Origin of the sequence: Streptomyces sp. NPDC058231, assembly GCF_042882275.1 — a bacterium.
Taxonomy (GTDB): domain Bacteria; phylum Actinomycetota; class Actinomycetes; order Streptomycetales; family Streptomycetaceae; genus Streptomyces.
Map to the genome: position 1 here is coordinate 85,850 of NZ_JBHVWN010000009.1, position 15,377 is coordinate 101,226.

13 protein-coding genes are annotated in these 15,377 nt (G+C 72.0%); 12 read left to right on the plus strand and 1 reads right to left on the minus strand.

Annotated features, from left to right (window positions below; translation table 11 throughout):
• The 12 genes from ACFVXE_RS09335 (at window position 1) to ACFVXE_RS09390 (ending at window position 13,526) form a co-directional block, all read left to right on the plus strand.
• Window positions 1-1,332: an FAD-dependent monooxygenase gene (locus ACFVXE_RS09335; RefSeq protein ID WP_389670413.1), complete on the plus strand. Its 1,332-nt coding sequence runs from the start codon at window positions 1-3 to the stop codon at window positions 1,330-1,332.
• 11 nt (window positions 1,333-1,343) lie between these two features.
• Window positions 1,344-2,033 (plus strand): antibiotic biosynthesis monooxygenase, encoded by a 690-nt coding sequence (locus tag ACFVXE_RS09340; protein WP_389670414.1) that lies wholly within the window; start codon window positions 1,344-1,346, stop codon window positions 2,031-2,033.
• 5 nt (window positions 2,034-2,038) lie between these two features.
• Window positions 2,039-3,529, plus strand: coding sequence for an FAD-dependent monooxygenase (locus ACFVXE_RS09345; RefSeq protein WP_389670415.1), 1,491 nt, complete (start codon window positions 2,039-2,041; stop codon window positions 3,527-3,529).
• On the plus strand, window positions 3,526-3,978 hold the full coding sequence (locus ACFVXE_RS09350; protein ID WP_389670416.1) for a nuclear transport factor 2 family protein: 453 nt from the start codon (window positions 3,526-3,528) through the stop codon (window positions 3,976-3,978). The genes ACFVXE_RS09345 and ACFVXE_RS09350 overlap by 4 nt, the downstream gene beginning before the upstream one ends.
• 157 nt (window positions 3,979-4,135) lie before the next feature.
• On the plus strand, window positions 4,136-5,158 hold the full coding sequence (locus tag ACFVXE_RS09355) for a methyltransferase (protein ID WP_389670417.1): 1,023 nt from the start codon (window positions 4,136-4,138) through the stop codon (window positions 5,156-5,158).
• A gap of 56 nt (window positions 5,159-5,214) precedes the next feature.
• Window positions 5,215-6,129 carry an LLM class flavin-dependent oxidoreductase gene (locus tag ACFVXE_RS09360; RefSeq protein WP_389670418.1) on the plus strand — a complete coding sequence of 305 codons (915 nt, stop codon included), beginning with the start codon at window positions 5,215-5,217 and terminating at the stop codon, window positions 6,127-6,129.
• A gap of 112 nt (window positions 6,130-6,241) precedes the next feature.
• The gene (locus ACFVXE_RS09365) at window positions 6,242-7,846 is read left to right on the plus strand and encodes an ABC transporter substrate-binding protein (RefSeq protein ID WP_389670419.1); all 1,605 of its coding nucleotides are present in this window, start codon (window positions 6,242-6,244) and stop codon (window positions 7,844-7,846) included.
• A gap of 12 nt (window positions 7,847-7,858) precedes the next feature.
• A complete protein-coding gene (locus ACFVXE_RS09370; protein WP_389670420.1) occupies window positions 7,859-8,818 on the plus strand; it encodes an ABC transporter permease in 960 nt (319 codons plus the stop codon).
• Window positions 8,815-9,687, plus strand: a complete 873-nt coding sequence (locus ACFVXE_RS09375) for an ABC transporter permease (protein WP_389670421.1) — start codon at window positions 8,815-8,817, stop codon at window positions 9,685-9,687. Before ACFVXE_RS09370 ends, ACFVXE_RS09375 begins: the two co-directional genes overlap by 4 nt.
• Before the next feature lie 188 nt (window positions 9,688-9,875).
• Window positions 9,876-11,663 (plus strand): dipeptide ABC transporter ATP-binding protein, encoded by a 1,788-nt coding sequence (locus tag ACFVXE_RS09380; protein ID WP_389670422.1) that lies wholly within the window; start codon window positions 9,876-9,878, stop codon window positions 11,661-11,663.
• Window positions 11,654-12,703, plus strand: coding sequence for an LLM class flavin-dependent oxidoreductase (locus ACFVXE_RS09385; RefSeq protein WP_389670423.1), 1,050 nt, complete (start codon window positions 11,654-11,656; stop codon window positions 12,701-12,703). Before ACFVXE_RS09380 ends, ACFVXE_RS09385 begins: the two co-directional genes overlap by 10 nt.
• On the plus strand, window positions 12,696-13,526 hold the full coding sequence (locus ACFVXE_RS09390) for a sulfurtransferase (RefSeq protein WP_389670424.1): 831 nt from the start codon (window positions 12,696-12,698) through the stop codon (window positions 13,524-13,526). Before ACFVXE_RS09385 ends, ACFVXE_RS09390 begins: the two co-directional genes overlap by 8 nt.
• A gap of 10 nt (window positions 13,527-13,536) precedes the next feature.
• Here the strand turns inward: ACFVXE_RS09390 and ACFVXE_RS09395 are convergent, their stop codons facing one another.
• Window positions 13,537-15,216, minus strand: coding sequence for an LLM class flavin-dependent oxidoreductase (locus tag ACFVXE_RS09395; protein ID WP_389670425.1), 1,680 nt, complete (start codon window positions 15,214-15,216; stop codon window positions 13,537-13,539).
• Window positions 15,217-15,377: the final 161 nt, after the last annotated feature.

Genomic DNA, 15,377 nt, shown 5'->3' on the forward strand with positions numbered 1-15,377 from the left:
ATGCCTGACACGCAGGTCGTGGTCGTCGGCGCGGGCCCCGTCGGGCTGCTGCTCGCCGGGGAACTGCGCCTCGGCGGCGCCGACGTCGTCGTACTCGAACGGCTCGAAGAGCCCACCACCGAGTCGCGGGCCTCGACCCTGCACGCCCGCACGATGGAGATCCTCGACAGCCGGGGGCTGTGGGACGGGGCCGACAGCCCGGCGAGCGACTCGCGCGGGCACTTCGCCGGGATCCCGGTCGACCTGACACTGCCCGGCAGCCGGCCGGGGCTGTGGAAGGTGCCCCAGTTCGACACCGAACTGCTGCTTGCGCGCTGGGCCGCCGGGCTCGGCGCCGATGTGCGGCGCGGGCAGGAGGTGCGGGCGGTCACCGACACGGGCGCGTACGTCGAGGTCGAGACCGGCGACCACGTCGTACGCGCCGCCTGGCTCGTCGCCTGCGACGGCCAGGACAGCACCGTACGCCGCCTCCTCGGCGCGGACTTCCCCGGCCACGACGCGCGGCGCGAGCTGCTGCGGGCCGACGTCGCCGGGATCGAGGTCCCCGACCGACGCTTCGAACGGCTGCCGGACGGGCTGGCCGTCGCCGCGCGCCGGGCCGACGGGGTGACGCGCGTGATGGTGCACGAGCACGGCACGCCGGTGCCCGTACGGACCTGGCCGCCCGCGTACGACGAGATCGCGCGCGCGTGGAAGCGGGTCACCGGCGAGGACGTCAGCGGCGGCACCCCGTTGTGGGTGAACGCGTTCGACGACACGACCCGCCAGCTCACCCACTACCGGCACGGCCGCGTCCTGTTCGCGGGCGACGCCGCGCACCGCCAGCCCCCCATCGGCGGCCAGGCCCTCAACCTGGGCCTGCACGACGCCTTCAACCTGGGCTGGAAACTCGCCGCCGAGGTCACCGGCCGCGCCCACCTCGGCCTCCTCGACACCTACCACGCCGAACGCCACCCCGTCGGCGCTCGCACCCTCTCCGCCATCGAGGCGCAGGCGCTGCTGCTGTTCGGCGGCCCCGAGGTGGAACCCGTACGCGCCCTGCTCACCGAACTCATCGGCCACGAACCGGTCCGCGCCCACCTCGCCGCGACGATCGGCGGCCTCGACGTCCACTACGACGGCGTCGGCGCCCGCCTGCCGCACAGCACCGAACTCCTGTGCGCAGGACGGGGGTTGCTCCTCGGCCCCGCCGACATCCTGGGCGGCGTCCCCTACGCCCCCGCCGAGCACTGGACCCTCGTACGGCCCGACGGGCACGTCGTCTGGGCGGACCCGTCCGCCCCGCCGCCGCAAGAGGTGCTGACCCGCTGGTTCGGCCCATCAATGACGTAAGGAAACTCGCCATGCCCCTGATCTCGCCCGACGACGGCTACCTGACCGTCTTCAACCTCTTCGAGACGGACACCCGGCCCCTCCAGGACGACGTGCTCGACGCGATGCGCGACATCATCGACCACGCCGACTACCCCGGCTGGATCTCCTCGACGCTGCACTCGGGCGTGGACGAGCCGGGCACCGTCAACTACATCCAGTGGCGCAGCGCCGCCGACCTCCAGGCCCGGTACGAGGGCCAGAAGTTCCAGCGGAAGACTGTACCGCTGTTCCACAAACTCGCCCGGACCGTACGCCTGTTGAAGACCGAACTGGCCTTCACCCAGCACCACCCCGCGCTGGACCAGGGCATCGAGATCTCGCCGGAACGCGACGACTACACCGTCGTGATCGTCTTCGACACGCGCCCCGAGGACCAGAAGGACCTCCTGGAGACCCTCGCCACACCGGACGAGTGGATCACGACCGTGCCCGGCTACCGCTCGCACACCTACTTCCGGGGCGTGGAAGGCACATACGTCGTCAACTACGCCCAGTGGGACAGCAAGGAGGCGTACGACGCGTTCCACACCCTTCCAGAGGAGCAACGGCCGGCCGACATTCGTCAGGGCCGGGAGCGGGCGCGGTCCCTCGTCACCGGGCGGCAGGCCAACACCTACCAGGTGACACACTCCCGGTCGGCTCTGTCGGCGAAGGACTGACAGACATGGCCGACACCGACGTCATCGTCGTCGGCGCGGGACCGACGGGGCTGACGCTCGCCGGTGAACTGCGCCTGGGCGGCGCGCGCGTGACGGTCGTGGAGCGGCTCGCCGAGCCCACCGGACAGTCCCGGGGGCTGGGTTTCACCGCCCGCGCCATGGAAGCGTTCGACCAGCGGGGGCTGCTGCCGCGCTTCGGCACGCCGGAGACCAGCCCTGTCGGCCACTTCGGCGGGGTGCGGTTCGACTACACCGTCCTGCCGGGCGCCCACTTCGGGGCCCGGGGGATACCGCAGTCGCGCACCGAGGCGGTGCTGGAGGAGTGGGCGGTCGAACTCGGCGCGGTCGTCCACCGGGGGTGGGAGTTCACCGGGCTGGACGCCGGTGACTCGGCGGTGGAGATCACCGTACGCACCCCCGACGGGCCTGGGCGGCTGCGCGCCGCCTACCTCGTGGGCGCCGACGGCGGGCACAGCCCCGTGCGTGAGGCCGCCGGGATCGCGTTCCCCGGCACACCGGCCGCCCGTGTCATGTACCTCGCGGACGTGGTGGGCCGCAAGCTGCGGCCCCGGCCGCTCGGGGAGCGTCTGGAACACGGCATGGTGATGGCGGCGCCCCTGACCGACGAGGTCGACCGCATCATCGTCTGCCCCGACGGCGCCCCGCCCCGCGAGGACGCGGCGCCCGTCACGTTCGCCGAGGTCGCGGACGCCTGGCGGCGGCTCACCGGCGAGGACATCGCCGACGCCGACACCGAGTGGGTCAGCTCCTTCACCGACGCCACCCGGCAGGCGGCCACCTACCGCGCGGGCCGCGTCCTGCTCGCCGGGGACGCCGCCCACATCCACCTCCCGGCCGGCGGCCAGGGCATGAGCACCGGCATCCTGGACGCCGTCAACCTGGGCTGGAAACTCGCCGCCGAGGTCACCGGACGTGCCCACCCCGGCCTCCTCGACACCTACCACGCCGAACGCCATCCGGTCGGCGCCCGCCTGCTGCTGAACACCCGCGCTCAGGGCACGGTCTTCCTCGGCGGCCGGGAGTCCGACCCGCTGCGCGCCCTGTTCGCCGAACTCATCGCGTACGACGACGTCAAACGCCATCTCGCCGGTGCGGTGAGCGGTATCGACGTCCGGTACGACCTCGGCGGCGGCCACTCGCTGACCGGCGGGCGTGTCGCACACCGCGCCCTGGTCGGGCCCGCCGGGGAGACCAGCACCGCCCAACTCCTGCACCCCGCGCGCGGCGTCCTCCTCGACCTCGCCGACGACCCGGAGATCCGCACGGCCGCTGCCCCCTGGCACGACCGGGTGACCGTCACGACCGCCAAGCCGGCCGACGACCCGTACGACGAACTGGCCGGCCTGAACGCCCTGTTGATCCGTCCCGACGGGCACGCCGCGTGGGTGTCCGCCGCGCCCGGCGGCGAGGGGCTCACCGATGCCCTGCACCGCTGGTTCGGACCCGCCACCGACCGAAAGGCAGTACCGGCATGAGTGAAAAGACCCTCGCCGACCTGCGGGACAGGGCCGACCTCACCGCCCTCGCCGACCGCTACGTCACCCACCTCGACCGCGACCGGCACCGCGACGACTGGTTCGGCGCGGTCTTCACCGACGACGTCCACCTCACCTTCCCCATGGGCGAGTACAAGGGGATCGCGGGACTCACCGACTTCCAGGAGATGGCCCGTACGACCTTCGAGCGCACCCACCACACCGCGTCCAACTACTCCATCGACGTCGACGGCGACCGGGCCACGATCCGCGCGCACCTGACCGCCGTACACGTCCGCAAGGCCGCCGAGCCCGGCGTCCACTTCACCATCGGCGGGCACTACGAGGCCGGTGCGGTACGGACCGCCGACGGCTGGCGCATCGACCGGTTCGTCTTCGACCTGGTGTGGCACGAAGGGCAGGGCCCGCAGGGCGCGCCGGGACACTGACCTCGCGACTTTGCAGAGATCTGACGTACCGCGCAAAGACCTGACATCAGCGCGGCTTGTACCGCCCGACCGGCCCCAGCACACTTCAGATGGGCCTGTCGGTGTGTCCCGGTCGGACCCCACCGGCCGACCCCGCCGCCAAGGAGGAAGCTCCGCCATGCCCCCAGGCACCCGTGAACTGCCCCTGCCCGCACAGATGTTGCAGCTCGTCACCGCAGGATGGCTCGCCCAGGCGGTCAGTGCGACCGCCGAACTCGGCGTCGCCGACGCGCTCGCCGAAGGCCCCCGACCGCTCGCCGAACTCGCCGCCGCGACCGACACGCACGCGCCCAGCCTCTACCGGCTGCTGCGGGCCGGCGCCGATATCGGCCTGTTCGCCGAACACGACGGTCAGGTCTTCGAACTGACCGCGCTGGGCGACGCGTTGCGCGCCGACAGCCCGGTCAGCCTGCGCAACTTCGCGATCTGGACCGGACTGCCCGCCGAACGGCACGCCTGGGCCGGCCTCGCCGACGCCGTACGCACCGGGCACACCGCCTTCCCCGAGGTGCTCGGCAAGTCCGTCTGGGACTACCTCCGCGACCACCCCGACGTGCTCGGCGTCTTCGACCGGGCCATGACCGAGGCGTCCCGGCAGATCATCGCGCCGGTCGTCGCCGCGTACGACTTCGGGCGGTTCTCGACGATCGTCGACGCGGGCGGCGGGCGGGGCGCGCTGCTGGCCGCCGTCCTCGCGTCCGCGCCCAGGACGCGCGGGATTCTGTACGACCGGCCCGAGGTCATCGCCTCGGCCGGGCAGCCGCTGCGGGACGCCGGGGTGGCCGACCGGGCGGAGCTGGTCGCCGGGGACTTCTTCGAGTCCGTGCCGGGCGGCGGCGACGCCGTGATCCTCTCCAACATCATCCACGACTGGGACGACGAGCAGTCCCGGCGCATCCTGGCCAACGCGCGTGCCGCGCTGGCCGACGGGGGGCACGTGCTGCTGGTCGAGGCCGTGTTGCCGGACCGGCCTCGGCCGTCGCCGACGGTTTCCCTGATGGACCTCGACATGCTTGTTGTCGCCGGGGGACAGCAGCGTACGGCCGGTGAGTTCGAGGCGCTGCTGGCGGACTCGGGGCTCAAACTGACGCGCGTCGTGCCGGGTGGGCATTGCAGCGTGGTCGAGGCCGTACGGGTCTGACACGGGTGTGTGTCTCCGCTAACGCCCACCGAAATCCGTACCGAGGAAAGAAGCAGATGACAGAACAGCTCGCGCGCAAACTGTGGTTCGGGATCGGACCGGGGGTCGCCGTCGACGACGCGCCGGACGTCGTACGCCGGGTCGAGTACGCCGACCGGGCGGGGCTCGACTTCTTCGCCCTGTCCGACCACCCGTACTACGGCGACCGGCTGGAGGCGTACAGCACGCTCGGCCTGCTCCTCGGCCGGACCCGGACCATCACAGGCGTCACGACCGTCACCAACCTGCCGACCCGTCCGGTGCCGCTGCTGGCCCGTACCCTGTCGACGCTGTCCGCCCTCTCCGGGGGCCGGGTCGTCCTCGGCATCGGCGCGGGCGGCTACTGGGACGACATCGCCCGCTTCGGTGTCACCCGGCTCGGCCCGGCCGCCGCCGTACGTGCCCTGGAGGAGGCGATCGGCCTGGTGCGGGCGCTGTCCGACGGCCCGGCCCCGGTCACCCTGGACGGCGAGTTCACCCAGGTCGTCGGGCTCGACCCGACGCCGGTGCCCGCGCCGCTGGTCTGGACGGGGTCCGTGGGTCCCAAGTCCCTCGCGGTCACCGGGCGTTCGGCGGACGGCTGGATCCCCGGCAACGCGGCGGACTGGCACAGCGAGCGGTACCGCAGCTCACGGCCGCTGGTCGAGGAAGCCGCGTGCTCCGTCGGCCGTGACCCCGCGGGCATCGCGACTGTCTTCAACCTGCCGGCCCGCATCACCGACGCCCCCGTCAACGCCCCGCGCGACTCGTCCGGGCGGTGGCTGGGCGGTTCCGTCGGCCAGTGGATCACCGAACTGACCGAGGCCGTCCTCGAACACGGCGCATCCGGGTTCGTGTACTTCGCGTCCGGTGACCCCTCGGGCCAGGTCGGCCTCGGGCGGTGGGCCGAGGAGATCGTGCCGGCCGTGCGGGAGGCGGTGGCCAAGGGCTGACGAACGAGGACTCGCCCGCTGTCCCGAGCCCCCACCCCCCTCGCCGTTTCCTCTCGCCGTTTCCTCCGAGTTCCTTCGAGACCCGAGTAGTTCCTTCGAGAAAGGTCCTGAGATGCCCACCAGAACCACCCGCTCGCGCCGTCGGCTTTGTCTCGCGGGCGCGCTGCTCGCGGTCGTCCTGCCCGTCGCCGCGTGTTCGGGCGGGGGCGGGGACTCGGGCGTTGCGAGTGACGGGGCGCCGCGTGACGGGGGGACGCTGCTGGTCGGGGCCGAGGCGGATCCGGGATGCCTGGATCCGCAGCAGACGGGGCAGATCAGCGCGATCGACGTCACCCGATCCGTGGTCGACTCGCTCACCGCTCAGGATCCGAAGTCCGGCAAGATCGTGCCGTGGCTGGCGAAGTCGTTCACGACCAGTGCGGACGGCAGCGCGTTCACGTTCGTGCTGCGCGACGGCGTCACCTTCAGCGATGGCAAGTCCGTCGACGCGGCGGCGGTGAAGGCCACGTTCGACAACCTGGTGAAGCTGCCGGCGAACGGTGCCCCCAGCTATCTGATCGGCTACCAGGGCACGACCGTCACCGACGCGCACACCCTCACCGTCAGGTTCGCGACGGCCAACGCCCAGTTCCTCCAGGCCACTTCGACCGTCGGCCTGGGCATCCTGTCGCCCGCGTCGTTCACGGCCTCGGCCGCCGACCGCTGCCGGGGCAAGTTCATCGGCTCGGGCCCGTACATCCTGGACCACTACACCACCAACCAGGAAGTCGTGCTGAAGAAGCGGGCGGACTACGCCTGGCCGTCGTCCCTCGCCACGCACAAGGGCGCCGCCCGCCTCGACGAGGTGAAGTTCACGTTCATCCCGGAGGCCGGCGCCCGCACCGGCGCCCTCTCCTCCGGTCAGGTCGACATAGCCAAGGCCCTCCAGCCCACGGACGAGGCCCAGTTCAAGGGCAACGGCTTCCGCGTCCTGTCGGCGCCGGGACCCGGGCTCGTACCGCCACTCTCCCTCAACCACCAGAGGATCCTCGCCGACCAGAAGGTCCGCGAGGCGCTCCTCAAGGGCATCGACCGGCAGGGACTCGTCGACTCCGTGTTCAGCGACTCGTACAGGCCCGCCACGAGCGTGCTGTCCTCGACGACGCCGTACTACGAGGACTTCTCCAACAGGCTCCGCTACGACCCGCAGGGCGCCAAATCACTGCTGGGCGGTGCGGGTTGGAAGGAGGGCAAGGACGGCATCCGCGAGAAGGACGGCAAGCCGCTCGCCCTCACCTGGCTGATCCCCGCGCCGATGCCGCCTGCGAACGAGGCCGTGCAGCAGCAGCTCCGGAAGATCGGCGTCGACCTGAAGCTGAAGGCCGTCACCCCCGCCGTCTACGTCGAGCAGCAGCAGAAGGGCAACTTCGACCTCACCGCCGTCGGTGTCACCCGCGCCGACCCGGACGTCCTGCGCAACATCTTCTACACCAAGAGCGCCAACCTCTGGCACCTGCCGCCGAGCGAACTCGACACCTACTTGGAGCAGGAGGTCGCGGCGACCGACGCGAAGACCCGCCAGACCGCGGTGTCCAACGCGGTCCGCTGGATCCTCGACCACGCCGACACCGTCCCGCTGTACGAGGGCGCCCAGGCCCACGGAGTCTCCGACAAGGTCAAGGGCTTCACGCTCGACGCCTCCAACCGGTTCGACCTGTACGACACCTGGCTGGGCTGAGGGAGGTCGACTGTGCACACGGCCCTGTACGCGGCCACCCGGACACTGCGCGCGGTGTTCGTCGTCTGGGCCGCCTTCACCCTCACCTTCGTCGCGCTGCGGCTGCTGCCCGGCGACCCGGTCGCGCTCATGCTCAGCGGGCGCGGCGGCTTCGCCGAACTGACACCGCAGCAGGTCGCCCAGGCGCGCGCAGAACTCGGCTTCGACCGGCCGCTGATCGTCCAGTACGGCACCACGCTCGCCGGCACGCTCCACGGCGACCTCGGCGCGTCCCTCCAGACCGGGCAGCCGGTCTCCCGCATGATCGCCGACGCGATCCCGCCGACCTTTCAGGTCGGCACCCTCGCACTGCTGCTCGCGCTGACCCTGGGCACGTTGCTCGGTGTCGCCGCGAACCTCACCGCGAGCCCTCTGCTACGCCAACTCCTGCGCTCACTCCCATCGTTCGCGGTGTCCCTGCCCTCCTTCTGGGTGGGGCTCGTCCTGATCCAGTTCCTCTCCTTCCGCTGGCACCTCTTCCCCTCCCTCGGCGACAGCGGCTTCGACAGCGTGATCCTGCCCGCCTGCACCATGGCCATCCCGGGAGCCGCACTCGTCGCCCAGGTCCTCGGCAAGTCCCTCCACACGACCCTCCAGGAGCCGTACGCCGACACTGTCCGCGCCACTGGCGCGGGCCGGGCCCGGCTCCTCTTCGGCCACGGGCTGCGCAACGCGGCCATCCCGGCCGCGACCGTCGCCGGGATGCTCGTCGGCTCGCTGATCGGCGGCGCGGTCGTCGTCGAGACGGTCTTCTCACGGCCCGGCATGGGCCGCATCACCCAGTCCGCCGTCTCCGCGCAGGACCTGCCGGTCGTACAGGGGGTGGTGGTAGTCGCCGCTCTGGCTTTCGCGGTGGTCAACCTGCTGATCGATCTGCTCTATCCGGTGCTCGACCCCCGCATCCGTGCCACGGGACGGCTGGTGACCGCATGACGACGCTGACTCGATCGCCCGTCGAACCGGTCCAGGAGCCCGCACGGCTTCGCCGCGTGTTTTCGGCCCCACTCCGCTCACCCGGCGTCACGCTCTCCGTCCTCGTCCTCGCGCTGGTCCTCGGCTGGGCCCTCGTACCGGACTGGTTCACCTCCCGCAGCCCCCTCACCGGCGTACCGGCGGACCGCTTCCGACCGCCGAGCGCCCAACACCTCTTCGGAACCGACCAGTTGGGCCGCGACATCTACGCCCGAGTGGTCCACGGCGCCGCCCTGTCGCTCCGCGCCACCGCCCTGGCCATCCTCATCGCCCTGGGCGGCGGAGTGATCCTCGGGCTCGTCGCCGGGTTCTTCGGCCGCTGGACGGACGCGGTCATCATGCGGGCCGTCGAGGTCACGATGTCCGTCCCGCCGCTCCTGCTCTCCCTCACCCTCGTCACCGCGCTCGGCGTGGGCACCGGCCAGATCGCCGTCGCCATCGGCGCGACCAGCGTCGCCGCGTTCACCCGAGTCATGCGGGCGGAAGTACTGCGCGTACGGGCCGCACCGTACGTCGAGGCCGCGATTCTCTGCGGCACGCGATGGTGGCGCATCCTCCCCCGCTACATCCTCCCGTCCGCCATCGGTCCCGTGCTGGCCCTGGCCGCCCTCGACTTCGGCCTCGTCGTCCTCGCCATCTCCAGCCTGGGCTTCCTCGGCTACGGCGAACCCCCACCGGCCCCCGAATGGGGCTCCCTCGTCGCCGACGGCCGCAACTACCTCGCGACGGCCTGGTGGCTGACCACTCTGCCCAGTCTCACGGTCACGGTCGTCGTCCTCGCGGCGAACCGGCTGTCACGGGTGCTCGAAGCGGAAGGGGGGCATCGGTGAATCCGGTGGAACCGGTGCGTGATCACGACTCGGCGGGGGTTCGGGGGCTTGCCGGGTACGGCAGTGACCCGGCGCCGGGGCAGGACCTCTCCGCTTACGGCTCGGCGGGCGACCGGGGGTCTCGTGCGGCGGCCGGGTACGACGATGGCGCGGCCGGGAGTCCCGGTGCTCGCGCCGCGGTTCCCCCTGTGGAGTCGGCCGGGGATCCGCTGCTGGTCGTGCGAGGGCTGCGGATCGGGTACCGCGCCGCGAGTGGTACGCACCTCGCTGTGGACGGGCTCGATCTGAGAGCAGCGGCCGGGGAGATCACCGCTGTGGTGGGGGAGTCCGGGTCGGGGAAGAGCAGTACCGCTCATGCGCTGGTCGGGCTGTTGCCGGCCGGGGGTGTGGTGCTGGGCGGTTCTGTCCTGCTCCAGGGCGAGGAACTGACCGGGCTCGGGGAGCGGGCGTGGCGGGAGGTGCGGGGGCGGCGTATCGGGCTGATCCCGCAGGACCCCGGCGTCAGCCTCGACCCGGTCAAGCCGGTCGGCGCGCAGGTCACCGAAGTGCTCCGGGTACACGGCCTGGCCACCCGCAGGGACGCCCCCGCCCGGGCCGTCGGCCTCCTTGCCGAGGCCGGACTGCCCGACCCGGCACAACGCGCCCGCCAGTACCCCCACGAACTCTCCGGTGGCATGCGCCAACGCGTGCTCATCGCCATCGCCACCGCCGCCCGCCCCCGCCTCCTCATCGCCGACGAACCCACCTCGGCCCTCGACGTCACGGTCCAACGCCAACTCCTCGACCACCTCCAGGAAGTCGTCACCACCACCGGCACCGCCATGCTTCTGGTCACCCACGACCTCGCGGTGGTCGCCGACCGGGCGCAGCACGTGGTGGTGATGTCGCAGGGGCGGGTGGTGGAGGCGGGGTCTGCCGGGCGGGTACTCGCGGACCCCGAACACCCTTACACACGCAAGCTGTTGGCGGACGCACCGACTCTCACGGCCCGGCCTCCGCGTGGCCGTTCCCACACGTCCGGCCCCGCTTCGGCGGATGCGCCCGGTGATGCGCCGCCGCTCATGGCCCGGCTTCTTCGCCGCGGCTCCCCCTCCCGCATGGCTGACCCCGCGTCAGCGGATGTGGTCACCCTCGCCGCTCGGCCTACCCCCAGCGAACTGGCTCCACCGGCCCCCCTGTTGAGCGTCACCGGTCTCACCCGGGCCTTTCCCGTCCGGGGGCCGGTGCTTTCAATACGTCGTACACGCACTGCCGTTGACGGGGTCGGGTTCGAGTTGGGCAGAGGGGAGACCCTCGGGGTGGTGGGGGAGTCCGGGTCGGGGAAGTCGACGACCGCGCGGATGATTCTCGGGCTGGAGCGGGTCGACAGCGGGACGGTGCTGCTGGACGGGGTCGATGTCACGACCGTGCGGGGAGCTGCGCGGCGGGCTCTCCATCGTCGTATCCAGCTTGTTTATCAGAATCCGTACGCCTCCCTGAACCCCCGTTTCAGCGTGGAGGAGTTGCTGACCGAGCCGTTGCGGAATCACGGGATCGGGAGCAGGGCGGAGTGGGGCGGGGAGGTGCGACGGCTGCTCGATGATGTGGCGCTGCCGGCCGGCGTGGAGCGGCGTAAGGCGGCCGAGTTGTCCGGGGGGCAGCGGCAACGAGTCGCCATCGCACGAGCATTGGCGCTCGGGCCGGAAGTACTGGTGTGCGATGAGCCGGTGTCCGCGCTCGACGTCACCGTTCAGGCCCGGATCTTGGAGCTGCTCGTCGGGCTTCAGGAGCGGCGTGGGCTGAGTTATCTGTTCATCTCTCACGATCTGGCCGTCGTCGCGCAGGTCAGTGACCGGATCGCGGTCATGCGCGGCGGCCGGATCGTGGAGAGCGGGCCAGCGGAGGAACTGCTGCGGGCGCCGCAACACCCTTACACGCGGGAGCTGTTGGCCGCCGTGCCGGGCCGCAGCGCGACGGAGGACATTCCATGCAGCTAGGGCTCATCACGTTCGGCAGTCTTCTGCCCGACCCGCTCACCGGTAAGACCCTCACCCAGCGCCAGCGGCTGCGGGACGTGGTGCGCGCGGCGGTGGAGGCGGAGGACGCCGGGTTCGCCTGGTACACCGTCGGCGAGCACCACTTCGGGGAGCGGGACGTCATCTCCTCGCCCGCGCTGGTGCTGGCCGCGATCGCGGAGCACACGTCGACGATCAGGTTGGCGACAGGGACCACACTCGTCGCCAACCGCGACCCCGTACTCGTCGCCGAGGACTACGCGCTCGTCGACCTGCTGTCCGGCGGCCGGCTCGAACTCATCGCGGGCGGCTCCTTCTTCCCCGAGCCGTACGCGGTGTTCGGCCAGTCCCTTGAGTCGAAGGCGGCGCGCAAACGGGAGAACACGGAGCTGCTGATCCGGCTGTGGACGGAGGAACGGGTCACCTGGCAAGGCGAGTTCAGGCCGCCGTTGGCTGAAGTCACCGTACAGCCGAGGCCGTTGCAGCCGAAGCCGCCGCTGTGGATCAGCGGCGGTGTCGGGGCGGAGTCCGTGCAGCTCGCGGTGGAACACGGGCTGCCGCTGGTCGTGGGGACCACCGCGCGTGAACCCGGCACGTTCGTACCGGTCTTCGACGCGTACCGCACCCTGTGGCGGGAGAGCGGACGCACCGACCCGCCCGGCAGGCTCGGCGCCGCCAGCCACGTCTTCGTCGCCGAGTCGTCCCAGCGGGCGCGCTCCGTGTGGGCCTCCTACATGAACAACTACCTGACCGTGAAGAAGCCCGGCACCACGCACTTCACGACCCCGCCGGACTTCGACACGTACATCGGCGACAACGGGCCCGCGATCTGCGGCAGCCCCGCCGAGGTCGTCGACAAACTGGGCTGCCTGCACGAGCTGTGGGGTCACGACCTGCACCTACTCGCCATCGACGTCGGCGGCATCCCGTACGCGGAGGTCCAGACGGCCACCGAACTGACCGCCGCCGAGGTCCTTCCCCAGGTCGCCGGTCTCGGGACCGAGGCGGTGGCCGGTGCCTGAGCTGCCGCCCGTGGTCGACGCCGGGTGGGTGCGCGCCCACCGCGAAAATCTCGTCCTCGCCGACGTCCGCTGGTTCCTGGACGGCCGCAGCGGCTACGACGCTTACCTCACCGGCCATCTGCCCGGCGCGGTGTGGGTCGACGTCGACACGGTCCTGTCCGCCCCGCCCGACGAGACCGGCGGACGCCACCCACTGCCCGAACCCACCGAGTTCGCAGGGGCGTTAGGCGCGCTCGGCATCGGGGATGCTACGACCGTGGTGGCGTACGACGCCGACGGCGGGCCGTACGCCGCCCGGCTGGTGTGGCTGCTGCGCCGCACCGGACGGCCCGCCGCCCTGCTCGACGGCGGGCTGACCGGATGGCCCGGCGAGACCGAGACCGGCGCCGTCGTGCTCCCCGAGGCGCGGCTGACGCCGGTGAAGTGGCCCCAGGAGGCGCTGCGGAGTGCCGATCAGGTCTCGGCGGGCGACGCGATCGTCCTCGACGCCCGCGCCGCCGACCGGTACTCCGGTGCGAACGTCCTCCCGACAGACGTCCGTTCCGGCCACATCCCCGGCGCCCACAGCGCCCCCTGGAGCGCGAACCTCACGCCGGACGGCACATTCCTGATGCCCGCTCAACTTCGCGAGCATTACCGTGCGTTGGGGGTCGAAGACGGCACCGACGTCGTCGTCTACTGCGGCAGCGGAGTCACCGCCTGCCACGACCTCCTCGCCCTCGAACACGCCGGCATCACCCGCACAGCCCTCTACCCGGGCTCCTGGTCCGCCTGGTCGACGGACCTGTCCCGCTCGGTGGCGACGGGCGTGGAGCCCGGGTAGGGGCCGGCGTTCACCAGCCCGTCCCGAACCTCGCCATCGGCTCGATCAACTCCCGCTCCTCGTACGCGAGATGCGACAGGAGCGTGTCTGTGAGCAGGTCCATCGCCGCCCGTAGCGCCTCCCGTCCCTTCTCGCCGCCCTCCTCGCGGACGAAGGCGACCAGTTCGCGGTCGATGTGCTCGATCACCCCGTGGATGGCGTGGTGTTCCTCGGTGAGCCGGTCCAGCACCTCGCCGAGCCGGGGGTCGGAGCGGCGCAGGTAGGGGAAGAGGTCCTCGTCCTCCCGGGTGTGGTGCATGGTGGTGATCCGGCAGTACGACGCGCAGTACGCGCCGAGCGTCCAGGAGCTCTGCCGCAGGCTCAGCCGCTGGATCTCCGACCGCGCGTCCCCCGGGGCGAGGGTGTCGGCCAGCACCTCCCGCACCACCTCGCCGAGCCGATCGAGATCGGCGCGGAGCTGGTCGTGCGCGGCGACGAGATTCCGGGCCGGCTCCTGCTCGCGACGCAGATAGCGCCGCTCCGGGTCGGCGGGCGGCCCGACGGGGCGCGTCGACTCGTCCCACAACCGCTCGGCGGACCGCCACGCCTTCGGGGGCGGGGTGGGCCGTACGGTCAGCGGATCCCCGGAGGGGGTGGCTCGGGGGCGGTTCGAGGCGAAGGTGGCCGGGACCGGGGCCCCAGCAACACCTGTACGCCGCCCGGCGACACCGTCCCGGCCGCCCGCCGCGTCCGCGACAGCCGTACGCTGCCCGGCGGTTGCCGCCCCGACGCCGGGCGCCGCGCCCGAGTTGTCCGCCGAACTCGGCTTGTTCGCCGCGCGCTTGCGTTCCTCCGTCACCAACTCCCTTGTCGCCGGTGCCACGTCCGTCGCGAACGCCTGGAGCAGGGCCGGTTGATGGGCGGGCAGCAGGAAGCTGCTGGTGCCGTGTTCCAGGGTGAGCGCGGCGAGTTGCTCGGGCCAGGCGTCAAGTGGGCCTTGCGGGAACCCGTCCGGCCCCGGTGAGAGGTTGTACAGTCGGCGGACCTCGGAGGGGTCGCGGCCGGCGGCGACCGCCGCCTCGTCGACGACCCGGTTACCTGCGGCGAGGCGGCCCGGCGGTACGTGCGGGACGCTGGGCAGCCAGCCGTCCGCCGTCGCGCCGGTCAGCTTCAGCATTCGGGGGCCGACGGCGCCGACCCAGATTCCGATGGGGTGCGCGGGTACGGGGCCTGCGGTGGCGCCGTCGAGCCCGTAGTGCTCGCCGGGTACGTGGACCCGGCGGCCCTCGCTCCACAGTGCCCGGATGACGTCGATGGCCTCGCGGGTCGCCCGCACCGCCTCGCCGGGGCTGCGGCGCGGTCCGCCGTCGGCGGCGATGGCGTCCCAGTACGCCCCGGCACCCAGCCCCAGCTCGACCCGGCCCCCGCTGAGCAGGTCCAGGCCGGCGGCGGTGCGTGCCAGCACGGCGGGCGGGCGCAGCGGGAGGTTTGCGACGTTCGGGAAGACCCGTACGCGAGTGGTGGACGCGGCGATCACCGCGAGCGCCATCCACGCCTCGAGCAGTTCCGGCCGGTACGGGTGGTCCGGCACGCTCACCAGATCCAGTCCCGCCCGGTCGGCGACCCGGGCCAGCGCCACCGCGTCATCGGCATGCCCCGCACTCGGCACCAGGACGGCACCGAAGAGGAGGTCGTGTCCGTAGTCAGGCATATGCGCGCGAACTCCTGTATATCGGTACGGCGTTGTGGCAGCGGTGTCGGCGTCTCCCGGCAGGCGGGGCGGGCAGGGAGGCGACGACTGGCGGGAACGGCAAGGGGGTTGTGCTCGGAACACGTGAGGGGGTGCGTCCTGGTCCCCATGGCTCCGCCACG